Annotated in this window: 26 protein-coding genes; 16 read left to right on the forward strand and 10 right to left on the reverse strand. The window is 37.5% G+C overall.

Annotated features, from left to right (window positions below; translation table 11 throughout):
- Positions 1 to 42 precede the first annotated feature (42 nt).
- Entirely contained in the window at positions 43 to 1,335 is a 1,293-nt protein-coding gene (locus FCJ93_RS01570) for a dihydrolipoamide acetyltransferase family protein (protein WP_095313455.1), read from the forward strand.
- Positions 1,336 to 1,339: 4 nt separating this feature from the next.
- Positions 1,340 to 2,752 carry a dihydrolipoyl dehydrogenase gene (gene lpdA, locus FCJ93_RS01575; protein WP_095313453.1) on the forward strand — a complete coding sequence of 471 codons (1,413 nt, stop codon included), beginning with the start codon at positions 1,340 to 1,342 and terminating at the stop codon, positions 2,750 to 2,752.
- 301 nt (positions 2,753 to 3,053) lie between these two features.
- Here lpdA and FCJ93_RS01580 read toward each other — a convergent pair whose 3' ends face one another.
- The gene (locus tag FCJ93_RS01580) at positions 3,054 to 3,431 is read right to left on the reverse strand and encodes a small peptidoglycan-associated lipoprotein (protein ID WP_137742790.1); all 378 of its coding nucleotides are present in this window, start codon (positions 3,429 to 3,431) and stop codon (positions 3,054 to 3,056) included.
- A 184-nt stretch (positions 3,432 to 3,615) separates the two neighbouring features.
- Here FCJ93_RS01580 and FCJ93_RS01585 point away from each other — a divergent pair, with 184 nt between their 5' ends.
- Both FCJ93_RS01585 and FCJ93_RS01590 read left to right on the forward strand, forming a co-directional pair.
- Positions 3,616 to 3,852 carry a hypothetical protein gene (locus tag FCJ93_RS01585; RefSeq protein WP_137742791.1) on the forward strand — a complete coding sequence of 79 codons (237 nt, stop codon included), beginning with the start codon at positions 3,616 to 3,618 and terminating at the stop codon, positions 3,850 to 3,852.
- A 70-nt stretch (positions 3,853 to 3,922) separates the two neighbouring features.
- Complete coding sequence (locus FCJ93_RS01590) at positions 3,923 to 4,750, forward strand: polysaccharide deacetylase family protein (RefSeq protein WP_235879386.1); 828 nt, start codon at positions 3,923 to 3,925, stop codon at positions 4,748 to 4,750.
- Between the two features lie 31 nt (positions 4,751 to 4,781).
- On the opposite strand, the gene FCJ93_RS01595 is transcribed toward FCJ93_RS01590, so the two are convergent.
- Positions 4,782 to 5,213, reverse strand: a complete 432-nt coding sequence (locus FCJ93_RS01595) for a DUF1885 family protein (protein ID WP_095313447.1) — start codon at positions 5,211 to 5,213, stop codon at positions 4,782 to 4,784.
- A gap of 198 nt (positions 5,214 to 5,411) precedes the next feature.
- Here FCJ93_RS01595 and FCJ93_RS01600 point away from each other — a divergent pair, with 198 nt between their 5' ends.
- On the forward strand, positions 5,412 to 5,711 hold the full coding sequence (locus tag FCJ93_RS01600; RefSeq protein ID WP_095313514.1) for a DUF3055 domain-containing protein: 300 nt from the start codon (positions 5,412 to 5,414) through the stop codon (positions 5,709 to 5,711).
- Between the two features lie 154 nt (positions 5,712 to 5,865).
- Here FCJ93_RS01600 and FCJ93_RS01605 read toward each other — a convergent pair whose 3' ends face one another.
- Entirely contained in the window at positions 5,866 to 5,982 is a 117-nt protein-coding gene (locus tag FCJ93_RS01605; RefSeq protein WP_095313445.1) for a GapA-binding peptide SR1P, read from the reverse strand.
- Positions 5,983 to 6,247: 265 nt separating this feature from the next.
- The gene (locus tag FCJ93_RS01610; protein WP_095313207.1) at positions 6,248 to 7,717 is read right to left on the reverse strand and encodes an aminotransferase class I/II-fold pyridoxal phosphate-dependent enzyme; all 1,470 of its coding nucleotides are present in this window, start codon (positions 7,715 to 7,717) and stop codon (positions 6,248 to 6,250) included.
- Positions 7,718 to 7,973: 256 nt separating this feature from the next.
- On the opposite strand from FCJ93_RS01610, the gene FCJ93_RS01615 reads away from it, so the two are divergent.
- Positions 7,974 to 8,243, forward strand: coding sequence for a UPF0223 family protein (locus FCJ93_RS01615; RefSeq protein WP_095313205.1), 270 nt, complete (start codon positions 7,974 to 7,976; stop codon positions 8,241 to 8,243).
- 248 nt (positions 8,244 to 8,491) lie between these two features.
- Here the strand turns inward: FCJ93_RS01615 and FCJ93_RS01620 are convergent, their stop codons facing one another.
- On the reverse strand, positions 8,492 to 9,112 hold the full coding sequence (locus FCJ93_RS01620; RefSeq protein WP_095313202.1) for a DUF1054 domain-containing protein: 621 nt from the start codon (positions 9,110 to 9,112) through the stop codon (positions 8,492 to 8,494).
- Positions 9,113 to 9,434: 322 nt separating this feature from the next.
- On the opposite strand from FCJ93_RS01620, the gene FCJ93_RS01625 reads away from it, so the two are divergent.
- A complete protein-coding gene (locus tag FCJ93_RS01625) occupies positions 9,435 to 9,629 on the forward strand; it encodes a hypothetical protein (protein ID WP_095313200.1) in 195 nt (64 codons plus the stop codon).
- Between the two features lie 220 nt (positions 9,630 to 9,849).
- Positions 9,850 to 10,647, forward strand: coding sequence for an inositol monophosphatase family protein (locus FCJ93_RS01630; protein WP_137742792.1), 798 nt, complete (start codon positions 9,850 to 9,852; stop codon positions 10,645 to 10,647).
- Between the two features lie 43 nt (positions 10,648 to 10,690).
- On the opposite strand, the gene FCJ93_RS01635 is transcribed toward FCJ93_RS01630, so the two are convergent.
- Positions 10,691 to 10,870, reverse strand: a complete 180-nt coding sequence (locus FCJ93_RS01635) for a YlaF family protein (RefSeq protein ID WP_095313196.1) — start codon at positions 10,868 to 10,870, stop codon at positions 10,691 to 10,693.
- A 209-nt stretch (positions 10,871 to 11,079) separates the two neighbouring features.
- On the opposite strand from FCJ93_RS01635, the gene typA reads away from it, so the two are divergent.
- Genes typA through FCJ93_RS01650 form a run of 3 tightly spaced genes read left to right on the forward strand, consistent with a single transcriptional unit; the run spans position 11,080 to position 13,559 of the window.
- On the forward strand, positions 11,080 to 12,909 hold the full coding sequence (gene typA, locus FCJ93_RS01640; RefSeq protein ID WP_095313194.1) for a translational GTPase TypA: 1,830 nt from the start codon (positions 11,080 to 11,082) through the stop codon (positions 12,907 to 12,909).
- A 36-nt stretch (positions 12,910 to 12,945) separates the two neighbouring features.
- The gene (locus tag FCJ93_RS01645; protein ID WP_095313192.1) at positions 12,946 to 13,260 is read left to right on the forward strand and encodes a YlaH-like family protein; all 315 of its coding nucleotides are present in this window, start codon (positions 12,946 to 12,948) and stop codon (positions 13,258 to 13,260) included.
- 11 nt (positions 13,261 to 13,271) lie between these two features.
- Entirely contained in the window at positions 13,272 to 13,559 is a 288-nt protein-coding gene (locus FCJ93_RS01650) for a hypothetical protein (RefSeq protein ID WP_095313190.1), read from the forward strand.
- A gap of 637 nt (positions 13,560 to 14,196) precedes the next feature.
- On the opposite strand, the gene FCJ93_RS01655 is transcribed toward FCJ93_RS01650, so the two are convergent.
- Entirely contained in the window at positions 14,197 to 14,397 is a 201-nt protein-coding gene (locus tag FCJ93_RS01655) for a YlaI family protein (RefSeq protein ID WP_095313188.1), read from the reverse strand.
- A 232-nt stretch (positions 14,398 to 14,629) separates the two neighbouring features.
- Here FCJ93_RS01655 and FCJ93_RS01660 point away from each other — a divergent pair, with 232 nt between their 5' ends.
- Positions 14,630 to 15,085, forward strand: coding sequence for a pyridoxamine 5'-phosphate oxidase family protein (locus tag FCJ93_RS01660; RefSeq protein ID WP_095313186.1), 456 nt, complete (start codon positions 14,630 to 14,632; stop codon positions 15,083 to 15,085).
- Positions 15,086 to 15,131: 46 nt separating this feature from the next.
- Here the strand turns inward: FCJ93_RS01660 and FCJ93_RS01665 are convergent, their stop codons facing one another.
- Positions 15,132 to 15,728, reverse strand: coding sequence for a YhcN/YlaJ family sporulation lipoprotein (locus tag FCJ93_RS01665; RefSeq protein WP_095313184.1), 597 nt, complete (start codon positions 15,726 to 15,728; stop codon positions 15,132 to 15,134).
- 227 nt (positions 15,729 to 15,955) lie between these two features.
- Here FCJ93_RS01665 and FCJ93_RS01670 point away from each other — a divergent pair, with 227 nt between their 5' ends.
- The gene (locus FCJ93_RS01670) at positions 15,956 to 17,284 is read left to right on the forward strand and encodes a PhoH family protein (RefSeq protein WP_095313182.1); all 1,329 of its coding nucleotides are present in this window, start codon (positions 15,956 to 15,958) and stop codon (positions 17,282 to 17,284) included.
- A gap of 117 nt (positions 17,285 to 17,401) precedes the next feature.
- Here FCJ93_RS01670 and FCJ93_RS01675 read toward each other — a convergent pair whose 3' ends face one another.
- Positions 17,402 to 17,899, reverse strand: coding sequence for a hypothetical protein (locus tag FCJ93_RS01675; RefSeq protein ID WP_095313180.1), 498 nt, complete (start codon positions 17,897 to 17,899; stop codon positions 17,402 to 17,404).
- A gap of 304 nt (positions 17,900 to 18,203) precedes the next feature.
- Here FCJ93_RS01675 and FCJ93_RS01680 point away from each other — a divergent pair, with 304 nt between their 5' ends.
- From FCJ93_RS01680 to pyc, 3 genes are all read left to right on the forward strand, one after another.
- Positions 18,204 to 18,485: a YlaN family protein gene (locus tag FCJ93_RS01680; protein WP_095313178.1), complete on the forward strand. Its 282-nt coding sequence runs from the start codon at positions 18,204 to 18,206 to the stop codon at positions 18,483 to 18,485.
- 177 nt (positions 18,486 to 18,662) lie between these two features.
- On the forward strand, positions 18,663 to 19,868 hold the full coding sequence (locus FCJ93_RS01685; protein ID WP_095313176.1) for an FtsW/RodA/SpoVE family cell cycle protein: 1,206 nt from the start codon (positions 18,663 to 18,665) through the stop codon (positions 19,866 to 19,868).
- A 320-nt stretch (positions 19,869 to 20,188) separates the two neighbouring features.
- On the forward strand, positions 20,189 to 23,629 hold the full coding sequence (gene pyc, locus FCJ93_RS01690; RefSeq protein ID WP_095313174.1) for a pyruvate carboxylase: 3,441 nt from the start codon (positions 20,189 to 20,191) through the stop codon (positions 23,627 to 23,629).
- A 56-nt stretch (positions 23,630 to 23,685) separates the two neighbouring features.
- Here pyc and FCJ93_RS01695 read toward each other — a convergent pair whose 3' ends face one another.
- The gene (locus FCJ93_RS01695) at positions 23,686 to 24,636 is read right to left on the reverse strand and encodes a COX15/CtaA family protein (RefSeq protein ID WP_095313172.1); all 951 of its coding nucleotides are present in this window, start codon (positions 24,634 to 24,636) and stop codon (positions 23,686 to 23,688) included.
- Positions 24,637 to 25,247: the final 611 nt, after the last annotated feature.

Genomic DNA, 25,247 nt, shown 5'->3' on the forward strand with positions numbered 1-25,247 from the left:
TCAAACGGCATACAAACAAGAATATTTTAGGAGGATGAATCCATGTCATTCCAATTTAAACTGCCTGATATTGGTGAAGGTATCCATGAAGGTGAAATTGTAAAATGGTTCGTGAAACCAGGCGATAAAGTCCAAGAAGATGATGTACTTTGTGAAGTACAAAACGATAAAGCTGTTGTTGAAATTCCATCTCCTGTTGCAGGTACAGTTGAGGAAGTTCTAGTAGATGAAGGAACAGTGGCAACTGTAGGGCAGGTATTAATTACATTTGATGCACCTGGATATGAAGATCTTAAATTTAAAGGCGATGAAAGTGAAGAAGCTCCTAAAGACGCACCAGCTGCTCAGCCAGAAGCAACAGCAGAAGCAGCAGAAGCAGGAGCCAATGCAGAACCTGCTGATCCAAACCGTCGCATTATTGCAATGCCTTCTGTTCGCAAATATGCTCGTGATAAAGGTGTTGATATTCGTCAAGTAACAGGTTCGGGTGATAACGGCCGGGTACTAAAAGATGATATTGATGCGTTCTTAAATGGTGGGGCACCAGCGGCTGCTTCTACAACAACTGAAGATGCACCAGCAGCACAGGCTGAAGCGGCAAAACCAGCATCTGCTCCAATTCCAGCTGGTCAATACCCGGAAACTCGTGAGAAAATGAGCGGAATTCGTAAAGCAATTGCAAAGGCAATGGTGAATTCTAAACATACTGCTCCACATGTAACACTTATGGATGAAGTCGATGTAACGAACCTTGTAGCAAATCGTAAGAAGTACAAAGAAGTTGCTGCAGGCAAAGGAATTAAGCTTACATTCCTTCCGTATGTAGTAAAAGCTCTAACAAGTGCATTGCGTGAATACCCTGCTTTAAATACTTCATTAGATGATGCTACAAATGAAATTATTCATAAGCATTATTACAATATTGGGATTGCGGCTGATACAGAAAAAGGTTTATTAGTACCCGTTGTGAAGGATGCAGACCGCAAGTCGATTTTCAATATTTCTCAAGAAATCAATGAATTAGCAGGAAAAGCTCGTGATGGTAAATTAGCTCCAGACGAAATGAAAGGTGCTTCTTGTACAATTTCTAACATCGGTTCTGCTGGTGGGCAATGGTTTACTCCAGTAATTAACCATCCGGAAGTTGCCATTCTTGGTATCGGACGCATTGCTGAAAAGCCTGTGATTAAAGATGGTGAAATTGTTGCAGCCCCTGTGCTCGCACTTTCATTAAGCTTTGACCACCGTATGATTGACGGTGCTACTGCGCAAAATGCCCTAAATCATATTAAACGCTTATTAAATGATCCAGAATTAATGTTAATGGAGGCGTAATAAAATGGTAGTTGGAGATTTTCCTATCGAAACAGATACACTTGTCCTTGGTGCAGGTCCTGGTGGTTATGTAGCAGCAATTCGTGCGGCACAACTTGGACAAAAAGTTACAATTGTTGAAAAAGCAAATCTTGGTGGCGTATGTTTGAATGTTGGCTGTATCCCTTCTAAGGCATTAATCGCTGCAGGTCACCGCTATGAAACGGCTTTACATTCTGAATCAATCGGGATTACTGCTGAAAATGTAAAAGTTGATTTCTCGAAGGTTCAAGAATGGAAAGGTAGCGTTGTAAATAAGCTAACTTCTGGTGTAGAGGGTTTATTAAAAGGAAACAAAGTAGAAATTGTTCGCGGTGAAGGATATTTCGTTGACGCTAACACAATTCGTGTCATGGATGATAACTCTGCCCAAACATATACTTTTAAAAATGCAATAATCGCTACAGGCTCTCGTCCGATTGAGCTTCCTACTTTTAAGTATTCTAATCGTGTTATCAACTCAACAGGTGCTTTAAACCTACCTGTAATTCCAAAGAAGCTCGTTATCATCGGTGGAGGGGTAATTGGAGTTGAGCTGGGAACTGCATACGCAAACTTTGGAACTGAAGTAACGATTCTTGAAGGTAGCGGTGAATTATTTGCAGGAGCATTTGAAAAGCAAATGTCTTCTATTGTAGCCCGCAACTTAAAGAAAAAAGGTGCTGATATCGTTACAAATGCACTTGCCAAAGGTGTCGTTGAAAATGAAAATGGCGTAGTTGTTACGTATGAAGCTAAAGGTGAAGAAAAAACAGTTGAAGCAGATTATGTTCTTGTAACTGTAGGCCGTCGTCCAAATACTGATGAAATGGGTCTTGACCAACTTGGAATTGATATGACTGAACGTGGAATCATCAATATTGATGTACAATGCCGTACAAATATCCCTAACATTTATGCGATAGGTGATATTGTCCCTGGACCACAATTAGCTCATAAAGCATCTTATGAAGGAAAAATCGCGGCAGAGGCGATTGCAGGTCATAATGCGCAAATTGATTATCTTGGAATTCCAGCAGTTGTATTCTCTGATCCTGAGCTTGCTTCTGTAGGCTATACAGAAAAACAAGCGAAAGATGAAGGAATCGAAGTGGTCGGTTCGAAGTTTCCATTTGCTGCGAATGGTCGTGCCCTTGCTTTAGATGCTGCAGAAGGTTTCTTAAAGCTTGTTACTCGTAAGGAGGATGGACTTGTTATTGGCGCACAAATTGCTGGACCAAGTGCTTCTGATATGATAGCAGAACTTGGCTTAGCGATCGAAGCGGGAATGACTGCTGAAGATTTAGCAATGACCATTCATGCTCATCCAACATTAGGTGAAATTACAATGGAAGCTGCAGAAGTAGCAATTGGCAGCCCAATTCACATTATTAAATAAGGTAACAATAAAGGAAAGCTGTGTCAAAAGGTCGTTGAAACGACTTTTTGATATCAGCTTTTTTTTGTAATTATTTGAGTATTATTTTATGGTGGATAAAAGGGGTTTTCCTGTTATAAGGTTTGTACGGCTCTAAGAACAAAGGAAATGTTTGGCAACCGATTCGCAGCTATCTTAACTAGAGTGTAGTGCAGAACAGCTCTATTGTCCTTCAATCTGTTTGCAGCAATCGTTTTTTATTTGTAAAAAATGTTTGCTAACCTTTTGTGAATCGAGCTTTCAAAAGAGCATATCAAAATAATTAATTCGTTAATGCAGCTTCGATGGGTTGAAGGATTTCTTCTTTAGAGCTTTCACCTGCTACTTGTGCTAAAACTTCATCGTTGTGAAGGATGATAATCGCTGGACAATCTTGAACCTCAAGCTTTGTAAAAATGTCTTTATCAGTAGTGGGAGCAAAAGTTTTTATCTCACTGAATTCTTCTGGAAAGCGTTGCCGCAATTCAATAATCGCATCGTAATAAGGAGCTTCCATTTGAAGATTACCATGTTCTGTTTCATTTGAAAAAAAGAGAACTTGTTTAACGCTACTATCAATCTCGATGCTTTTAGCATCGCTTTTTTGGCATGCAGATATCATCATGAATAAGATAATAATTATTATAGGTGCGAAATTCATTGAAATAGCCTCACATTCAAATAAGAAATTCTGTTCAGTAAATAACGCGTAATTACCCATATAGTAGCATAGAGACCAAAATAAATAGGGGATGTCACCTAAATGATACATAATTGAAAAATATCATTCGAATTGAAATCATAGAATGCTAGTAAATATTGTATACTTAAGTAGGTGATATAAGTTGAGAAATTATATTGTCATATTAATTCAGCTTATGATTTGGAGCGTTTATACTTTATTTGAATCGCTTTCTAAATATGATCAAATAATTTATAATGTTGCGATGTTTTTCGTATTTGTCTATTTAGGGATGGTTGCTAGTAATTTGATTTTGAAGTCAACAAAAAAAACGATCTTTGTCACCCTTGTTAGTTTAACTGTCTATTGTGCCATTCATATTTTTTTGAACCTTTTCTAGCAATGATGAAAATGAATGGATAAAATAATAGGGATATATTAAAATTCGTAATTATTTTGAGGTGACAGCATTGAAACGGTGGTTAGTGTTTATGGCAACTAGTCTTCTCTTGGTTAGCTGCAGTCATGAAAATTCAAATGATTCTCTAGCAAAAACTGATAAGCAATTGGTCGATGAGGATCAGAATGAATTGATTGAAAAGGAAAACGGGAAGCAATTATTAAATGAGGAAGGGCTGGAAACAAATGGTGCTGAGACGGATGAACCGTTATATAAGATCGATGACAGAACTTGGGCGGTTGTTCCGATAGAGGAGGCAAACGAAAAAGTTGTTTTACTAACAATTGATGATGCACCGGATAAGCATGCGTTGGAAATGGCTTATACATTAAAAAAATTAGGTGTTAAAGCAATTTTTTTTGTAAACGGCCATTTTATTGACACGCATGAAAAAGCAACAATTTTAAAAGAAATTCATGATCTAGGATTTATCATTGGCAATCACACCTACTCTCATCAAAATTTAACTAATCTTGATCAGGAAAAACAGTTACAGGAGATTATCGCTGTAAATGATCTAGTAGAGGAGATTACAGGTGAACGACCAAAGTTTTTCCGAGCTCCATATGGGGCAAACACTGACGAGTCTAAAAAAATAGCAGTAGAAGAAAAAATGGTTGTTATGAATTGGACGTACGGATATGATTGGGAAAAAGGTTTTCAGGAAAAAGATGCGTTGACGGAAATAATGATTAATAGTCCATACTTAAATAGTGGGGCAAATTTATTAATGCATGATCGAAAATGGACAAGTGCAGCTTTAGAAGGGATTGTTAAAGGGTTGCAGGAGAAAGGCTATGAAATAGTAGATCCAGATCTTATAGAGGTCCCTGAATAAATGAAGGACAAGGACAAATATTTGTCCTTGCCTATTTTCGTGGATAAAAATACATGATTCGTCCATTAAATAGTTGCAGTTCAGCTTTTAGTTTTTTTGCCAGAAACTTACAGAATTCGTTTGCTTTTCCTTTATCTCCAAATGTTGAGGTTTCTGGTAGGGTGATTTGAATATACGTTTGTTCTAATGGCGCTTCTTCTTGATGTAAAGTCTGTTTATCAACACCGATTAAAATGATATTGTAATTCGCTTCTTTTGATTTTAGATAAAACCACTTTCCCTTTCCTTCGGGTTTTTCGACAATCTCATACGGGAAGGCAGCTTCCCTGTATTCCCAATTAAGCTGATCACCGGTTTTATTGGTAATATTTTTATAATAATTGAATAGTTCGATTACTTCATCAGTGGTAACGCTTTCCTTTTCTGATGAAGGTACGAGTCTTATGTATGCATGACTAGACATGTCCCATCCCCCTAATTATCCCAAAGATAAAGTAGATCATCATCCTCTTCTATTCTAGCAAAGTTTTCAGATAGGTGACAACAGAGAAAAAGGAAAGTTGACGATATTTTGACACTTTGGTAATATCGTTGTTTTCTTTATTTTGATCAACTATAATAAAATTGGGAATATTACAATAAAAAGGAGGCGATAACGATGATGGAATATTTTCATAAGTTATATGATGAGCACGAAAAAGCAAAGGTGCGATTTGTTGGATTTGTGACGGAGACAACACGATATGATTTTGGTATTGTCTACACGAATCAATTTTTTGGTAAGCCTTTAGTCGTTTGTATGCAAACTGGCCGCTCAACACTCCTCGACTCGAAAGACCTCGCTGATATTGAATATATTCAATCTGCATTCCGCATTCAAGATGAACAACAGGCATCGGATTTAATTGAGTTTTTTAAAACAGCAATTCCACATATTCCTTTTGAACCTCAATATGAATAAGATGAGACCTATTTGGTCTTTTTTTACGTTCTGACTATTACAATAGGTAATAATTTCGTTTTTGCAGTAGTCTAAATTTGATGAGAATGAAAAAAGAACATGTCTGAAATAATGACAGGACATGCTCAATCATTGAAAGAAGGATTAGAAAATTTTATTTTTCTTCTTTTGAAGATTGACAGCAGTTGCATTTGGCGTACAGAATAGTTACCTTTTCATCCTCGAAATGCTCAACAGTTGATTCGCATGTTTGGCAAACGATTGTACCCATTTTCCAGTCTCCTTTTTTATTAATGTTGTCATAAACTTAGGAATGTAAGCGTTTAATAGCTGTTAATTAAATAATAATATAACATATTTAAATATTCAAGTTAAAATTGTATAACACATTAAATCAATTTTGTTTGACAATTAACTTCAAAAATGAATTTATTAAATATGAAAAGTTTATTTTAAAATAAAATAGACCGTAGACAAACTCGAACTCCTCGAGCTTGTCTACGGTCTGAAACCTGACGCTAAGTCAGGTTTATTTTTTATTGGATCGCTTTATGTTCTTTTATCACTCTCAGCATCCGTGCATCAAAATTCTCTGGTCCTTGTACGGGTAAACCAACTTCGATATTCTTCTTAATATAGAGGAGATTATCTTTCGTGACAATTTCTCCAGGAATAAAAATCGGAATTCCAGGAGGATATACCATTATAAACTCCGCAATGATTCTTCCTTCAGATTGATCAAATGGTACAAGTTCAGTTTCAGCATAAAATGCATCTCGAGGAGTTAATGCAAGTAAAGGGATATCTGGCAATAACACTTTACTTTCCACTTGTTCTGTTTTCCTGATCCGGTTTTTTGAGAGCTCTCTAAGGGCTTTGAGCAAAATATCAGCCTCCCGCCTTGTGTCTCCAGGGGTCACAATACATAGGATATTATAAAGATCAGATAATTCGACTTCAATATTATACATTCCTCTCAGCCATTTTTCGACCTCGTAACCAGTGATTCCAAGTTCTTTCACCGAAATGATCAATTTCGTTGGGTCATAGTCATAGGTAGCCATGGAGCCGAGAATTTCCGCTCCGACACAATACAAATGTTCGATTTGATTAATTTCATGACGCATATATTGGGCCAGTTGAATGGCTTCTTCAATTAATTGATGCCCTTTTACAGCTAATTGCTTACGAGCAACGTCTAAAGACGCAAGCAGCAAATAAGAAGTCGATGTCGTCGTCAGCATGCTTAAAATTGTTTGAACTCTTTTTGGGGAAACAAGCCCTTCTTTTACATTCAAAATGGAGCTTTGTGTCATAGAACCACCTAATTTATGAACACTTGTGGCAGACATATCTGCTCCTGCCTGCATTGCCGACATTGGCAGTTTTTCATGAAAATGAATATGCACTCCATGTGCTTCATCGACCAGCACGGGGATGTCAAAAGAGTGGGCTATCTCCACAATCTGTTTCAAATCAGCGGATATACCAAAATAGGTCGGATTAATGACAAGTAATCCCTTTGCATCAGGATTCTGTTCTATTGCTCTTGTTACAGAATCAGTCGTAATTCCATGAGATATGCCGAGCTGTTCATCAACCTCTGGGTGGATAAAAATGGGGATGGCACCAGAGAAGACAATCGCCGACATTACCGATTTATGCACATTTCGGGGGACGATAATTTTGTCTCCAGGTCCGCATACAGTCATCACCATGGTCATGATCGCACCGCTTGTTCCTTGGACTGAAAAAAAAGTATAGTCGGCCCCGAATGCTTCTGCTGCCAAATCTTGAGCTTGTTTAATAATTCCTTTTGGAGCGTGCAAATCATCCAGTGGTCCAATATTAATTAAATCGATAGATAATGCGTTGTCACCGATAAATTCTCGAAAATCAGCATCCATTCCGACCCCTTTTTTATGTCCGGGAATATGGAATTGGATTGGATTCTTTTTTGCATGTTCAAGTAGACCGTTAAATAACGGTGTTTCAAATTGTGACAAAGTATTTCCACACCTCTTTATTAAAATATAAGTATTTCATCGTATTATCTTTATCATAATGAAGGAAAACAAATGAATTATAGCATTAATCCGTACCAGTGCAAAGAAAAATTAACGTAATACTGATAGTTTTTGAAGGAAACACGAAAATAACCGGAAGCTGCCATTATTTTTTTAGGAAAAAGGAAGATAATTTGCTTTTCTTGAAAAGAGACGCTAAAATCACTGTAGTTAAGGAAAGCGAGCGGATGTAAACATGGAATATCAATATCCAATTGACTATCATTGGTCTACGGAAGAAATTGTTGACGTGATTAAATTTTTCGAACACATTGAAGCAGCATATGAAAGAGGAATTGAACGGGATGTTTTAATGGCATCGTATCGAAGATTTAAAGAGATTGTTCCAAGTAAGTCAGAGGAAAAAAAGCTATGTGGTGAGTTTGAAGAGAACAGCGGTTATTCTTCTTATCGCACCATTAAAAAAGCGAAGGAAAGTGAACAAGGACAAATGATTAAAATGTAAAAGGAGTTCTCGGCAGAGAATTGCTGATTTTGATTGCGAAAGGTGTAACGCAAAAACTAGCTGGTGGATTGTTGTCTCATCAGCTAGTTTTTTATTTTTGAATAGAAAAAATGATTGGAAGTAAATTCCTTTAAATTAAGGATTTGTTATTTGTAGATGCTGATTTATCAACAATATTTTTAACAAAGTCTAGATTAATGGAAGGCCTGAAACTTAATTTGCTTTTTAAATTGGGCATTCTCACAAGTTTAAGCCATTTTGTAAAGGGGTATTAATTGATTAAATACTTGTTCAACCTTTTTAACAAAGTCATCGCCTGACATCGCAACCGCTTCTTCTCTAGGAATTTGATAGCCGCAGAGAATCTCAGCTTTTTTAACCGTTTGTAAACGCTCAAACAAAGCCTTTAATTCCTCTTTTTTCAGATTCTTATGTGGAATTACATCAGGCTTTGTATGATCACCAGACCAAACAAAGTCCTTAGGTGTATCTTTATAGATCGATGTTAGCTTTTTCTCTAATTTTTTTCCGAACTCAGCCTTATTTGTTGCTTCATATATTACAGCAAACCAAACAAAAACATGTGTTTCCCACAAACCAATTTGAAAATGTGGTAGCATCTTATAACCGCGCGAATTGCCGGCAAATGCAACCCACGTATCTTTCGGTGGATTCACTGTCCTTCTCGCATGCTTCGCAACATGAGCATACATTTCCGAGCCAGTTAGGGTAGATAATGTTGGTGCAAAATGGTGACCTAATGCATCAAGCTTTGGACTAATATTTTCCTTAAGTGCTTCCATTCTATCTTCAAAGCCATCTATTTTAAATACATTAAAATCAGCATCGGTAAAACTAGATAATTTCATACTTTCCCTCCTCAGACCTTTGTCAAATATTGTAGCATAATCACCCTCAAAACAAAAAATATCAAGCCTTTTGCGCCCTACTTTCGAAACCATTCAATTAAGTATGGCGGAATAAATCGAATCACGTCATAATTAGGCGATAACACAAATTAGTTGCATCCAAAATCAAATCCTCATATCATATATAAAAAGTTAGAATTTTTTAACGACATTAACATGAAAAAAAACAATACAAACAACTATTAAACACCTTTAAAAAGTTCATAATTTACGAATCTTTATTAAAAGAGCGTTTTAATAAAGCGAAAGGAGTGTCTGTTTTATGAAGCAATTGATGAATACGTTAAAAAAGAGAGATTTAGAAAAGGAAAGAAAAGCTGTTTTAAGGCTGGAACTGGATTATGAGCTATTAACATTGTTCGATGCGATGGCTGAAGATAATGATGATCAAAAGGAAAAATCAAAGCAAAAGCTTGAAAGAATTCGAGCAGAACTTTTACGTTTAAAGGCATTATAGTGGCAAGGGGAATTATGAATAAATGCTCAGAAAAATGGAACAGTATTCGGGTTGAAAGCGAACTCCTATGAACAAGGTAGGTGTTCGTTTTTATTTTTTTTAAACGATTGAGACGTGTCGATGAAATTTAATTTGGGAAAAGTAAAATTAGTTGAACCGTACACTAATTTGATCTACGCTAGTGAGAAGAACTAATTATAGAAGATGGGAAGCGATCTAAGTGAATAATAATGAGATTTTTGCAAGTGCCTCAAGCTGGATAAAAGAAGCCGGAGAGAGGATTAAAGAATCTTTCAAAACAACTCTTAATATAGAAACTAAATCGAATGCCAATGATCTTGTCACGAATATTGATAAAGAAACAGAGCGTTTTTTTATTACGAAAATAAAAGAGCGGTATCCAGCACACAAAGTATTAGGAGAGGAAGGGAATGGTGACACATTAAAAGAGTTATCTGGAGTTGTCTGGATCATTGATCCGATCGATGGCACCATGAACTTTGTTCATCAGCAGAGAAATTTTGCTATCTCTATTGGAATATATGAGAACGGGGTCGGAAAGATCGGTCTTATTTATGATGTGGTTCATGATGAACTGTACCATGCCATAAAAGGTGAAGGGGCTTTCGTGAATAATATACGTTTACACACACTTGAAGAAGCCACTGTTTCTCAAGCGATTATTGGCATAAATGCGACATGGGTCACACCGAATAGAAGAATTGACCCAGCTATTTTGGGGGCGCTAGTAAAGGATGCTCGTGGGACAAGGTCATACGGTTCTGCAGCAATTGAAATTGCCCAAGTAGCTGCTGGAAGGCTGGATGCCTATATGACCCTACGCCTTTCTCCTTGGGATTTCGCTGGTGGTTTAGTACTTATCGAAGAAGTGGGAGGAGTAGCAAGCACATTAAAAGGTGAGCCAATTCAACTATTAGACGAAAATTCAATATTTATTTCTAAACCTGGACTCCATGAAGAGATTTTAAAGAAGTATTTAGGAAATAAAAAATGGTAAATTTTACAAAAATGAAAGCTGAGTCGACAGAGATTCTATCAACTCAGCTTTCATTTTTATATTTCCGTTTTAAAGTAAAGCCAAACCCCATTACGACTATAAATGCAATAAGGGAAAATACAGCCCCGATTATGCTTCGATAGCTAATAGCAATACCTACTCCCCCCATACAAGCAACTGCAGCTATTGCTAAAAATAAGAATGGCCATTTAATGTTACTCACTATAAGTTCCCCCTGTTAAGTATAGGACAGCTTCCTCTGAAAATGGATTTACCCCCTTTTTTTCATTTCGAAGGCGCTTTCCTTTCCATTTCTTCATCTAATTTAACATAAAAAGCGTATAGGTTTCTACATTGTTTATGTTATAATATTTCAGTTAGGCTACAGAATAATAAATAGAGTAAAGATGAATAAAGGTAGGAGTGGAATTTTTGAAGATAAGAGAAGATATTCGCAACATTGCGATCATTGCACACGTTGACCACGGGAAAACAACCCTAGTCGATCAATTATTAAAACAATCGGGGACATTCCGCACAAATGAGCATGTTGAAGAACGTGCAATGGATTCTAACGACATCGAGAGAGAACGTGGTATTACGATTTTGGCGAAAAATACTGCGATTCAATATAAGGACACTAGAATCAATATTTTAGATACTCCTGGCCACGCAGACTTTGGCGGTGAAGTGGAGCGAATCATGAAAATGGTCGATGGTGTCTTATTAGTAGTCGATGCCTATGAAGGCTGTATGCCGCAAACTCGTTTTGTTTTAAAGAAGGCATTAGAACAAAACTTAACACCAATTGTTGTTGTTAATAAAATTGATCGTGATTTTGCTCGTCCGAAAGAAGTCATTGATGAAGTTTTGGATCTATTTATTGAGTTGGACGCAAATGAAGATCAATTGGAGTTTCCTGTAGTTTATGCTTCGGCGATTAATGGTACTGCAAGTGCAAATCCTGAGCAGCAAGATGATAATATGCAAGTATTATATGATACGATTGTTGAACATATTCCAGCGCCAATTGATAATAGAGAAGAGCCCTTACAGTTCCAGGTTGCCTTGCTTGACTATAACGATTATGTTGGAAGAATTGGAATTGGTCGTGTTTTTCGTGGAACGATGAAGGTTGGTCAGCAGGTCGCCTTGATGAAGCTTGATGGCACGGTTAAGCAATTCCGCGTAACAAAAATATTCGGCTTTTTTGGATTAAAACGTCAGGAAGTTCAAGAAGCGTACGCTGGGGATTTAATCGCTGTATCTGGGATGGAAGACATTAATGTTGGTGAGACGGTATGTCCATTTGAGCATCAGGAAGCACTCCCTGTATTGCGCATTGATGAACCGACTTTACAAATGACATTCCTTGTGAATAATAGTCCTTTTGCAGGAAGAGAAGGTAAGTTTATAACTTCTAGAAAAATCGAAGAGCGGTTGCGGGCGCAATTACAAACAGATGTTAGCTTAAGGGTTGAGAATACCGATTCGCCGGATGCTTGGATTGTGTCAGGTCGAGGCGAGCTTCATTTATCAATTCTTATTGAAAACATGCGTCGTGAAGGCTATGAACTTCAAGTTTCTAAGCCAGAAGTAATTGTGAGGGAAATTGACGGTGTTCGCTGTGAACCTGTTGAACGTGTGCAAATTGATGTACCTGAAGAGCATACAGGTGCTGTAATGGAGTCAATTGGTGCGAGAAAGGGAGAAATGCTTGACATGATCAATAATGGTTCTGGTCAAGTGCGTCTTATCTTTATGGTGCCAGCACGTGGACTGATCGGTTATACGACCGAATTTTTAACATTGACTCGTGGATATGGAATTATTAATCATAGCTTTGACAGCTATCAGCCAATTGCCCAAGGTCAGGTCGGGGGAAGACGTCAAGGAGTTCTTGTCTCAATGGAATCCGGGAAAGCAACAACTTATGGTATAATGCAAGTGGAAGATCGGGGCGTCATCTTTGTCAATGCCGGGACTGAGATTTATGAAGGAATGATTGTTGGAGAGCATAACCGTGAGAATGACATTACGGTTAATATCACAAAGGTTAAGCATGCAACAAACGTGCGTTCTGCGACTAAAGATCAAACGACTACAATGAAAAAGCCGCGTATTATGTCGCTTGAAGAAGCATTGGAGTATTTAAATGAGGATGAATATTTAGAAGTGACACCTGAATCAATCAGACTTCGCAAAAAGATCCTTGATAAAGGGGAAAGAGAAAGAGTTGCGAAGAAAAAGAAAACTGTTTAAGAGAAAAAAAGTGCTTTAAAAGGGGAGTAATGGAGAATGGATATTACTGAACGCCTGACTTTTTTCGCTGCACTGTTTAAAGTGGATGAGAATCCTAAATTGGGAATGTGGCTGCTTTATATTACTGTCATCATTCTCTGTGTGATCGTCTTTAAATTAGGATTTGCCAGAAAGTTACCTTTATTACAGAACATTATTATTTATGCCTTCTTAATATTCGGATGTACCATTTTAACCTTTTTTGCCGTGTTTTTGCCGATTGCGGAAGGGTTAGTGGTGGCAGCGCTCATTTTAATCATATATAAAATTCGCTTACATCAAGAGAGAAAACATAAAGAACATGAGGTGTAAAGGGGAAAACTATGAATTCAGTTCAAGATGCAATCTATAATTGGTTAACGATCAAAATTGTGATTGATGCACGCCCGGAGGATACAGCCGCCGTTGAAACAGAGAAAATGTTTTATGACATTTTGTTAGAAAAGCATATGCTTTCGAATATTGAAGTTTCCAAGGATGAAGACATGTACTATGTTCACTTTGATGAACAGGGTGAAAGAAAAAAGCAAAGGTTTCCCCGAGAATTAATTGAAATCATGTTAAATCAGATTAACCAGCAACCAGAAAAGTATCGCAATTATCCGCAATAACAAAACTCCGCTCAAAGCTTTGAGCGGAGTTTTGTTTGTCAACCAGGCATCGAGAGTATTATATCTCGGTATCGTTTGGTATTTTGGGATTGGCATTGAGGTTAAAATACGTTGCCACCCCAGGTGCTTGCTTACCGGGGGAGCGTGCGGTGAGCCTCAGCGGATGCGGAGCTCAATAAGAGGTGTATACGGACATAACCGGGAAAGCGAGAAGTCTCCAGTCCGAATGAGAAGTCTCTTCGTTCGGAGCAAGTGAAATTTTTAAGGACGAATTATGCTCTCAATTCGACTGACTGAAACAAATGAGGTCTGCAAGAGTTCAATTCGATTAACAGCGTTAATATACAGCTAACTTCCTTGCCGGAATCAATGTCATTTGTTTTCTACCCCGACAGAATAGAGGACAGCAGCTCTAGAAATTCTGCAAAAAAAAGACCACTAAAAACTTTTTCAGTGGCCTCGCAGTCGCTTCAGCAGGTCTTATCGGTCCCGCAAATGCTTTGAGCAAGCTTTTTCGTTTAGGAAATGAGACGTAAAGTTGGTGTAGAATCACACTTTTAGTACAGCTCTAAGGGAGGGCGAGCACTCCAGATTTACCTTTCAATAACTCAGAAGGTTTTTCCTTTTTCGCTTTTGTTCACCAATCTTCTTCTTCGTTGTTGGAACGATATAGTCTAAAATTTCCCGTCGCAATTCTCTCGTTCGTTCGTTCGGTAATTCTTGTTTCACAGGATTTGCACATGAATGTATGGATCGGGCGATTTCTTAACTTTTTTGCTTGAAAAGAATGATCGTCAATGGATTCTATATTGTCACAAATTACGCATTTAACTCTCATTATTACACCTCTTTATTTTACTAGACAATATTGGTTTCATTCTTTCTAGTATACCATTCTCAAGAGAAAAAGTCTTAGCTTGTAAATATTATAACGTTGCCGTTACATGTGGCAAGTCGGATGGTTTTACAAAAATCATCAATAAAAGCATATTTTTTAACATTTCTTCATTAGAATTTGTGGTAACATGGTTATAATATTATATTGGGATGGAATGGTAGGAGGGATAGGAATGGCCAATCAAGTGGAACCCATTTTAATCACGCCACTACTTGATGAATTAAAAAAAGAACGCTTCGTCACGATAGCAACGGTTGACTATGAAACAGGCGGACCCAATGTTAATGCAATTTCATGGATTTTTGCCAAGGATGAGAAAACGATCTTTTTTGCTGTCGATAATCGTTCCAGAATTGTCCAAAATATTCAAGAGAACAATCAAGTCGTTTTAAATGTCATTGTTAATGAAAGTACGTATTCTATTAGCGGAGAAGCGACACTAGAAGCTGAACTGATGGAAAATGTTCCGTTGAAGCTTGCGTTAGTAAAGATTAATGTTCTTGAAGTAAGGGACGTAATGTTTTATGGTTCAAAGATTATTGTTGAACCGCAATATGATAAAACATACGATCAAGAAGCAGCAATGCGCTTAGATCGTCAGGTTATGGATGAAATGAAAAGAGCTTAGCGGCATTTTGTGCTAAGCTCTTTTGTTGTTCGCATTTCTTGCAATATTAATCTAAATGGCGATTGGATTGTTCTTTTTGTTTTTCCTCCAATTTTTTAGATTGTTGATTGTTTAATTGCTCTTTCGGTTTATCGACGGTGTTTTCTTTTGCATCAGGATCAACCATATCTGCTGGTATTTCGGGCATTAATCTTCCAGAAATATCAGCAAGCTCGTTAAAAATTCCTTGAATGGGTTTTCCGTCACGAATGTCATTGGCAATTTCCCTTATTCTTGCCGTCATATCTGGGTCGGCTACGACAACAGCTCGTGCACCATGAGGATCATTTTTTAAGCTCTCTGCTACAGAGTACTTAATGGAACCCACTTCTGAGCGCTCCAGATCCTCATTTACATCAATTCCAACAATGGCATAATTTCCAAGGACGACTGCTGCGGCATCATTTACATTTGGAATGCTTGCAGCTAAGTCAACAAGGTGTTGGGAAATTTCTTGACCGCTTTTACGGTCAACGTTTTGAATTGTAGAGTTTCGTACATTTAATGCTTGCTGTTGATTATTTGTTTCATTTGCTTCATTTCGATTTGCTCCACAGCCTGTAATGATAAATACGAGAAGGAGCACGAAAAGTTTATTTTTCATCGTGTATGGCACCTCCAAATTTGTTGAAGAATGAGAGTGATGTACAAGTTCTTGATCTGCCTTCAATTTACTAAGAGAATCATTATGATTATTGTGCAAAATTTCTTCTATCTTTATTCGGGAAAACATATATTTTACAAAGCTTTATCTAATCAACGAGTGGATAACGGGCTTAAAATCAGGATCTGAAGCCTAAAAAAGACCTATGAGGAGCAGGAGGCATAGATTTGACAAAAATATATGTGTTAGATACAAATGTCTTGTTGCAAGACCCATATTCCATATTTTCATTTGAGGATAATGAAGTAGTAATCCCAGCAGTTGTACTTGAAGAAGTGGATTCGAAAAAGCGCAATATGGACGAGATTGGAAGAAACGCGAGACAAGTATCAAGACTCATTGACGGCTTAAGACAAGCTGGAAAGCTCCATGAAAAAATTCCTCTTGAAAATGGCGGCGCGTTACGAATTGAGTTAAATCACCGCTCATTTCATCAGCTTCAGGATATTTTTGTGGAAAAAACAAATGATAACCGCATCTTAGCAGTTGCCAAAAATTTATCATTGGAAGAGGAAACAAAAATAGATGGTAAACGAGTGATTTTGGTGAGCAAAGACGCTCTTGTCAGGGTGAAGGCAGATGCGATCGGCTTATATTCAGAGGATTTTCTCAGTGATCGAGTGATTGAAAATGATCATATTTATACAGGAGTTATTGAGAAATTTGTTGATATTACGGTACTAAATAGCTTTTATGAAAAAAAAGAACTTCCATTATCAGAGCTTGGTAATTTATCCTTATATCCCAATCAGTTTATTTTGATGAAGGATTCCTTAGGTTCATCGACTTCCGCCATTGGAATGGTTGATCAAACGGGATTGACCGTTAAAAAGCTTGTTTTTGATCATGATCATATATGGGGAATTCGTTCGAGAAACGTCCAACAAACAATGGCCATTGAACTTTTATTACGGAAAGACATTTCTTTAGTTACGTTGATAGGGAAAGCCGGTACTGGGAAAACATTGCTAGCGTTAGCGGCAGGATTGATGCAGACAGAAGATTATGGAGACTATAAAAAATTACTGGTGGCAAGGCCGATTGTTCCGGTCGGAAAGGATTTAGGGTTTTTACCTGGCGAAAAAGAAGAAAAACTGCGCCCGTGGATGCAGCCGATTTTTGATAATCTTGAATATTTATTTAATGTGAAAAAACCTGGGGAGTTGGATGCGATTTTAGCAGGCATGGGTTCGATCGAAGTGGAGGCATTAACCTATATTCGCGGTAGAAGCATCCCTGATCAATTTATCATTATTGATGAGGCTCAAAACTTGACAAAGCATGAGGTGAAAACAATCCTTACTAGGGTTGGAGAAAGAAGTAAAATTGTTTTAATGGGGGACCCGGAGCAAATTGATCACCCGTACTTAGACGCTTATAACAACGGGCTTACATATGTTGTGGAAAAATTAAAAAGTCAATCTATCGCTGGTCATGTAAAGCTCTATAAAGGAGAGAGATCAGGGCTGGCACAATTAGCTGCAGATTTGCTTTAGTGGACTGAAAAATGGTCATGCAAAAAAGCGAGTGGAGTGAGAGATGTAATACATTTCTTCTCCACTTGCTTTTCTAAACATAATTCATCGATAATTTTAAATTAGCTCAGTTTTATATTACTCGACTCGGAATGCCCTTACATTTTTGATTGGATTTGCATAATTTGAACCATCCCCAAAATAGCAATGTATCGGTCCATCTTCCTTCAATGGTTTTCCGTCTTCAGAAAAGCCAAGCACCATTTCCTCCGCTTTTGCTAAAGGGACGGTGACAGAGTCGTCAACTGTTTCGATTATCACTGTTTTGGCATGTTCAAGAACTTCAGCGTTCAAAAGGAAAGGCTTAAAAGGAATGCAAAAAGTACCTGTTAACAGCTCTTCTTTTAAATATTTTTCCTCGGTTTTTAATGTTGGAGGTAAAATGGCACCTTCCATAATTTCCCGATCCCAATGTTTTGATACTTCTTTTGTATACTCCTCTAGGGAATTTTTTTCATCATGTTGCTTTTCGAAATAGGTTAGTAGGTCTTGGCGTCGATCGTCGAAAATCCAAACACTTGGATCTAAAGTAATCGTATATTTTACATTTCCAGATAACATAACGATTGATTCCATTGTTTCCCTCAACTTTCTGTGTTTGTCGTTGTGAATGGACATGCAAAAGCGGTTATTCAACATCTTATTTTTGTATGAATGTTGGCTAATACTAGTTATCGGCGCATTTAAGTTAGCAGTTGTGCTAAAGAAATTTGCTTCCGCTTTTCTAATAGTATACCGATAATGTATGAAAATGTCATATTTTCAGTTTTTCTGAAATCTTATGATGAAAATCCAGTGATCATCCTAATCTACTTGCTTTTTTCCTCTTATAAGGTTAGAATTTATAGAAGGATAATCGCTCGGAAACGGGGGGATCAAGTTGGCGTCAGAAATGATAATCGATCATCGTGAAAAGGCAAATGCTCTGTTAAAGGCTGATGCTGATAAAATATTGAAGCTAATTAAAGTGCAGATGGATAATCTTACAATGCCGCAATGCCCTTTATATGAAGAGGTATTGGACACGCAGATGTTTGGGTTATCTCGAGAAATAGATTTTGCAGTTCGCCTCGGTTTAATCGAGGATAGAGTAGGGAAAGCTATTTTGGATGAATTAGAAAGGGAACTTTCAGCTTTGCATGAAGCTTCACAAAAAAAATAAGGTCATTCCTTCTTACAGGAATCGGTAGATAGAACATTGAATAATATCTACACGAAAAAGACTAAAATAAAAAACTCAAACGTTACGGAAGAATCGTTTGAGTTTTTTTACATATGTTTTTGATAACGTGCTTCTATTAAAAAACAATAGAATAAATGGAGATAAGGAAGAGATAGGATGCTAAAAAAAGTACTAAAATCATACGATTATTCACTTATAATTGTCGTTATATTACTGTCCTTGTTCGGTCTCGTTATGGTCTATAGTGCTAGTATGGTCACAGCGATGCAGAGGTATGGTTTTGAAAGTGATCATTTTTTTATCAGGCAAAAAATATTTTTGTTGGTAGGATTAGTCGTTTTTTTATTTTTTGCTATTGTTCCGTACAAGCTTTATTTAAATAATAAAGTGTTAATTCCTATCGTGCTTATTTCCCTCATATTATTGATTGGGGTTTTAAAATTTGGAACGATCGCGGGGAATGCTCGGAGCTGGTTTGATTTTGGACCAATCCGACTGCAGCCTTCGGAATTTGTGAAAGTAGCAGTCATTGTCTATTTAGCAGCTGTTTACGCTAAAAAGCAGCAATACATAAACCAATTTAATACTGGGGTTTTACCGCCTTTAGTATTTATCATTCTTGTTTCATTTTTAATTGCTTTACAGCCGGATTACGGAACTATAGCGATTATTCTTTTAATTTCAGGGACGATTATTATTTCTTCTGGAATGAACTTTAAAAGCATTCTCAAGCTTGGCGCACTTGGTGGAGTGATGTCTATTCCGCTTGTGTTGTTTTTAAGCGATAAAATCTTCTCTGCCACTCGCCTCGATAGATTTAAAGTCCTTGTCGATCCTTTTGCAGAAGGTGTTGCTGACGATAGTGGCTATCACCTTGTTAATTCTTTTTATGCAATCGGAGGAGGAGGAGTTGAGGGCCTCGGTTTAGGGCAGAGCATTCAAAAATTAGGATACTTGCCTGAGCCGCATACTGACTTCATAATGGCAGTCATTTCTGAAGAACTTGGCGTGTTTGGAGTTGGTTTTGTTCTTATTTCATTAAGCTATATTGTATTAAAAGGACTCTTCATTGGGCTAAAGGGGAAAGATCCGTTCGGGAGTCTCCTTGCGATCGGGATTGCGAGTATGATCGGAATTCAAACATTTATCAACCTAGCTGGAATTTCAGGCATTTTCCCACTTATGGGAATTCCTCTGCCATTTGTAAGCTATGGCGGTTCTTCGTTGCTACAATTATCAATTGCAATGGGGATTTTAGTTAATGTTTCTATGTTTGTTAATTACGAAGCAAAATATAAATCCAAAGTTAATATGGAAGGACCCACCGTTCGGCCCAATAAAAAAAGTGAATTTAAAGCGTAATGATTGTTTTTTTGATTAAATAACGATTGCACAACGTTAATGGCAAAGACGATTTTTGCTGGTACGGGAAAATGGCAGAAGAGATAAAGTATGACTGAATGATGCTAAAAAAGGAGCCGTTTTTTGCTGAGCCATTTTTCTAGCGTTGTGCAATTCTATCTAACTATAGTAGAATATAATAATAAAATTTTATATATTTTAATAATTTCAAAATTTGTGCTTTTATAGTATGTAGATCATCGAAATGGCCGACTAGCAATAAAAAATTGCTAGTATGCTATAAACCGTAAATGAAAAATATCGATAAAAGAGGTGTTCTTATGGTTAGAAAGATTAACAAGGTTTTAGTTGCAAATAGAGGGGAAATTGCAATTCGTGTTTTTAGAGCGTGCACCGAATTAAATATTCGTACAGTGGCTATTTATTCAAAAGAAGATTCCGGCTCCTACCACCGCTACAAAGCAGATGAAGCTTATTTAGTTGGTGAAGGAAAAAAACCGATCGATGCTTATTTGGATATAGACGGAATTATTGAAATTGCAAAAGCTAGTGACGTCGATGCGATTCATCCTGGCTATGGCTTCTTATCAGAAAACATTCATTTTGCCAAACGGTGCGAGGAAGAGGGAATAATTTTTATCGGCCCAAAATCGCATCATTTAGATATGTTTGGTGACAAAGTAAAAGCCCGTACTCAGGCACAACTAGCCAAAATACCTGTCATCCCTGGCAGTGATGGTCCGGTTTCAAATGTACAAGAGGTGCTCGAATTTGGGCAAAAATATGGATTCCCCCTAATTATTAAGGCATCTCTTGGCGGAGGCGGTCGTGGCATGAGGATTGTCAGAAGCATGGATGAGGTAGAACAAGCTTTCGATCGGGCAAAATCTGAGGCTAAAGCGGCGTTTGGGAATGATGAAGTGTATGTGGAAAGGTTCATTGAAAATCCGAAGCATATAGAAGTACAAATTATTGGAGATGAGGCAGGCAATATTGTCCACCTATACGAAAGAGATTGTTCGGTCCAACGCCGTCATCAAAAAGTAGTAGAAGTTGCTCCATGTGTATCGATTTCCGATTCATTGCGAGAAGAAATTTGTGTTGCTGCAGTTAATCTTATGAAGAATGTCAATTACTTGAATGCAGGGACGGTGGAATTTCTTGTTGCCAATGAAGAATTCTTTTTTATAGAAGTGAATCCGCGTGTTCAAGTAGAACATACGATTACCGAAATGATAACGGGAATTGATATTGTTCAATCGCAAATTCTGGTGGCAGAAGGTCATTCCCTCCATTCTGAAACAGTAGCGATACCTGAGCAAAAAGATATTAAAATCCATGGTTATGCGATCCAATCACGTGTTACTACAGAAGACCCATTAAATAACTTTATGCCTGATACAGGTCGAATTAATGCATATCGTTCTGGTGGAGGCTTCGGTGTTCGTTTAGATGCAGGGAACGGCTTTGCCGGCGCCATTATTACTCCATACTATGATTCATTGCTTGTAAAGCTATCAACACATGCATTGAGCTTTGAACATGCAGCATCGAAAATGGTAAGAAATCTTCAAGAATTTCGAATTCGTGGCATTAAAACGAATATTCCATTTTTGGTTAATGTCGTAAAGCATAAAAAATTCCGTTCAGGCGAGTATGATACTTCATTTATCGATAAGACGCCAGAATTGTTTTTATTCCCTGTAAGTAAAGACCGGGGAACTAAAATGCTGACATATATAGCGAATGTAACAGTAAACGGTTTTCCCGGGATCGAAAAGAAGAAACGTCCGGTTTTCGATACACCTAGAATCCCTAAACTTAAATTAACAGCTCCATATCAAAGCGGTACGAAGCAGATCTTAGATGAAAAAGGTGCGGCAGGACTGGTCGAATGGGTTAAAAAGCAGGAAAAAGTGCTATTAACAGATACAACATTTCGCGATGCTCACCAGTCCCTCCTGGCAACTCGTGTACGTACGACGGATATTAAACATATTGCCGAACCGACAGCAAAACTTCTTCCAGAAATGTTTAGTTTTGAAATGTGGGGCGGCGCAACATTCGATGTTGCTTATCGTTTCTTAAAAGAAGATCCTTGGGAACGGCTTCTAACCGTAAGAAAGCAAATGCCGAATGTACTATTGCAAATGCTTCTAAGGGCATCTAATGCAGTCGGTTATAAAAACTACCCTGATAATGTTATTCGCGAATTTGTAGAAAAATCAGCTTTCGCAGGCATTGATGTTTTCCGAATTTTTGATAGTTTGAACTGGGTTAAAGGAATGGAAGTGGCTATTGACGCAGTTAGACAAACAGGGAAAATTGCTGAAGCATCCATTTGTTATACGGGAGATATTTCAGACCCAGCTAGGACAAAGTATAATTTGCAGTACTATAAAAATCTTGCGAAGGAACTAGAGCAGCAAGGTGCACATATTCTTGGAATAAAAGATATGGCAGGCCTCTTGAAGCCGCAATCTGCTTATAGATTGATATCTGAGTTGAAGGAAACAATAGATCTTCCGATTCATCTCCATACCCATGATACAAGCGGAAATGGCATTATCACGTATGCGAAAGCAATCGAAGCAGGTGTCGATATTGTTGACGTTGCATTAAGTACGATGGCAGGCTTAACCTCGCAACCAAGCGCTAATTCATTATATTATGCTCTTGAGGGGACCGACAGAAAGCCGAATATTAATATTTCTGCACTGGAACAGTTGGCACATTATTGGGAGGATGTGCGGAAATTTTATCAGGATTTTGAGAGTGGAATGATGGCGCCGCATACGGAGATCTATCAGCATGAGATGCCGGGGGGGCAATATAGCAATCTTCAACAGCAGGCAAAAGCAGTTGGATTAGGTGATAAATGGGATGATGTGAAGGAAATGTATGCGCGCGTTAACCAAATGTTCGGTGACATTGTCAAGGTTACTCCTTCATCAAAAGTCGTAGGTGATATGGCTTTATACATGCTGCAAAATGAGTTAAGTGAAGAGGATGTTCTGGCAAAAGGTAACAGCCTTGATTTCCCAGATTCTGTTGTCGAATTATTTTCAGGTTATTTAGGCCAGCCAACAGGAGGATTTCCGAAAGAATTGCAAAAGGTCATTCTAAAGGGCAAAGAACCAATTACGGTTCGTCCAGGTGAATTATTAGAGCCGGTTGATTTTGAGGCTATTAAGGCAGAGTTATATAAAGAGCTGGGAAGACCGGTAACAAGCTTTGAAGCGATTGCGTACGCCCTATATCCAAAGGTGTTTAAAGAATATATGGCTACAGTAGACAAATTTGGCGATGTATCTGTTTTAGATACTCCTACATTCCTTTATGGGATGAGACTAGGTGAAGAAATTGAAGTTGAAATTGAAAAGGGAAAGACGTTAATTGTAAAATTAGTCTCAGTGGGACAACCGCAACCAGATGGAACGAGAATTGTTTATTTTGAGTTAAATGGACAGCCGCGAGAGGTGATTGTGAAAGATGAAAGTATCAAATCAACAGTTGTCTCAAAAGTGAAAGCAGATCCGAAAAATGAGCAGCATATCGCCGCTTCCATGCCTGGAACAGTAATAAAAGTTATTGTAGAAAAAGGTGAGAAGGTCGAAAGAGGCGATCATCTTATGATAACGGAGGCAATGAAAATGGAAACAACGGTACAAGCTCCATTTTCCGGTATGGTCAAAGACATTTTTGTTTCTAACGGGGAGGCAATCCAAACGGGTGATTTACTGATTGAGCTTACCAAATAAAAAACTGCTATTAAAGGTAACGAAAAAGACAGTGGGGCGGCCCACTGTCTTTTCGTTTAATCAATAATTTGCGAAGTATTGGAGTTTTGCTGTTTTAATAAGATTTCATTTTTCTTGCTTCTTGATGTTAACAGGATAAAATAGCTTAAAACACCAAAAAGACAAGAAATAAAAAATGCATGTGATAGCGCGATAAATAAATTTAATTTCGTTAATACAACGAGTGCACCGGCAATTACTTGGAGAGTAACGAGAATAAAAGAAACGATCCAGCCCCAGTACACAACTTTTTGGTGCTTATAATGTTTAATCGCCATATAAGTAATATAAGCAATCCAGAAGAAAATTAACGCTGCTGCAAAACGGTGTCCCATTTGAACCCATTCATGGAAAGAAATAGGTATATTCGGGGCTGTGTTCACGCACAATGGCCAATCTCGACATACTAGACTAGCATTGACATGGCGAACTAATGCACCAGTGTATACGACAATAAAGCTATATAACGTAACTCCGATAATATGCTTGCGCATCCGTTCATCCAACACCAGTTTTTCGGCCGCAAACTTCTTATCGACTTCAAAAATCAGCAAGGTTAAAAGGAATACTGCCGCAAATGAGATGAGCGAGATTCCGAAATGAATCGCAAGAATGAAATCAGATTGTCCCCATATGACAGCCCCTGCACCGATTAGTCCTTGTAATACTAAAAAGGAGAATGAAAGCAAAGAAAGGAATTTTGTTTCTCGGATATGCCCAATCGCTTTCCATGACCAATAGGACAAAATAAGCACCATTAAACCGACAACTCCCGATACTACTCTATGGGCGAGTTCGATCACTAACTCCATCGTAATATCGGTTGGAATGAGTTGCCCATTGCATAATGGCCATGAGCGACCACACCCCATTCCAGAATCTGTTTTCGTCACTAGCGCACCACCAAGAAGAATGAACAGCATTCCGATTGTGGTGAGCACAGCAAACCATTTTAGTGACCTTTTCAAGTTAATACACCTACTTTAATTAAGATCATTTTGTCATTGTAAGAGAGCACTTTTTTAGTAGTAAACAAAAAAAGAATTTCTGAAGAAATTTTATTATCATTTAGAAATAATAAATTATGGGGTCTTCATTAAAGAAAAGAAAAAGTTCCAAAATAAAAATTTCGCTTTGCAATCAAAGAAAAACTGCTTGTAAACAATATAACGAATATTTTAGTAAAAGAACAGATTTACCACTTTTTTTTCACCACTTTTTTGATAGTACACAAAAATAATGAAATTTACAATGGTATGAAAATTAAACAAGGTTATTATAGTAAAAAGGTTGCAAAAAGAATAAGAGTTTGCTAGAAATATATAAGAGTAAATTTCATACGGGTTCAGCTTAAGTGATTAACAAGAAAATATCGTTGGATTTTTCTATCTATACATAATATCAAAAATACCATTTTTATGTTAATTACATTGTTATTGTAAAAAAATAACAAGTAGAAATAGAAGTTTTATCCAAAGTTCACAAAATAGGCAAAAAATATTCAAAAAAAGTTCACAGTTCATGCTAAAATATGGTTTAATAAAGAGACAGGAAACCTTATTAAATACGGTTATTAAAT

It is taken from the genome of Robertmurraya siralis (assembly GCF_005502275.1).
GTDB classification, from domain to species: Bacteria; Bacillota; Bacilli; order Bacillales; family Cytobacillaceae; genus Robertmurraya; species Robertmurraya siralis.

Excerpts from the sequence above, each read along its gene's own strand:
- FCJ93_RS01570 (WP_095313455.1), top strand. The coding sequence starts at position 43 with ATGTCATTCCAATTTAAACTGCCTGATATTGGTGAAGGTATCCATGAA.
- lpdA (WP_095313453.1), top strand. The coding sequence starts at position 1,340 with ATGGTAGTTGGAGATTTTCCTATCGAAACAGATACACTTGTCCTTGGT.
- FCJ93_RS01580 (WP_137742790.1), bottom strand. The coding sequence starts at position 3,431 with ATGAATTTCGCACCTATAATAATTATTATCTTATTCATGATGATATCT.
- FCJ93_RS01595 (WP_095313447.1), bottom strand. The coding sequence starts at position 5,213 with ATGTCTAGTCATGCATACATAAGACTCGTACCTTCATCAGAAAAGGAA.
- FCJ93_RS01600 (WP_095313514.1), top strand. The coding sequence starts at position 5,412 with ATGGAATATTTTCATAAGTTATATGATGAGCACGAAAAAGCAAAGGTG.
- FCJ93_RS01605 (WP_095313445.1), bottom strand. The coding sequence starts at position 5,982 with ATGGGTACAATCGTTTGCCAAACATGCGAATCAACTGTTGAGCATTTC.
- FCJ93_RS01615 (WP_095313205.1), top strand. The coding sequence starts at position 7,974 with ATGGAATATCAATATCCAATTGACTATCATTGGTCTACGGAAGAAATT.
- FCJ93_RS01620 (WP_095313202.1), bottom strand. The coding sequence starts at position 9,112 with ATGAAATTATCTAGTTTTACCGATGCTGATTTTAATGTATTTAAAATA.
- FCJ93_RS01625 (WP_095313200.1), top strand. The coding sequence starts at position 9,435 with ATGAAGCAATTGATGAATACGTTAAAAAAGAGAGATTTAGAAAAGGAA.
- FCJ93_RS01645 (WP_095313192.1), top strand. The coding sequence starts at position 12,946 with ATGGATATTACTGAACGCCTGACTTTTTTCGCTGCACTGTTTAAAGTG.
- FCJ93_RS01650 (WP_095313190.1), top strand. The coding sequence starts at position 13,272 with ATGAATTCAGTTCAAGATGCAATCTATAATTGGTTAACGATCAAAATT.
- FCJ93_RS01655 (WP_095313188.1), bottom strand. The coding sequence starts at position 14,397 with ATGAGAGTTAAATGCGTAATTTGTGACAATATAGAATCCATTGACGAT.
- FCJ93_RS01660 (WP_095313186.1), top strand. The coding sequence starts at position 14,630 with ATGGCCAATCAAGTGGAACCCATTTTAATCACGCCACTACTTGATGAA.
- FCJ93_RS01665 (WP_095313184.1), bottom strand. The coding sequence starts at position 15,728 with ATGAAAAATAAACTTTTCGTGCTCCTTCTCGTATTTATCATTACAGGC.
- FCJ93_RS01675 (WP_095313180.1), bottom strand. The coding sequence starts at position 17,899 with ATGGAATCAATCGTTATGTTATCTGGAAATGTAAAATATACGATTACT.
- FCJ93_RS01685 (WP_095313176.1), top strand. The coding sequence starts at position 18,663 with ATGCTAAAAAAAGTACTAAAATCATACGATTATTCACTTATAATTGTC.
- pyc (WP_095313174.1), top strand. The coding sequence starts at position 20,189 with ATGGTTAGAAAGATTAACAAGGTTTTAGTTGCAAATAGAGGGGAAATT.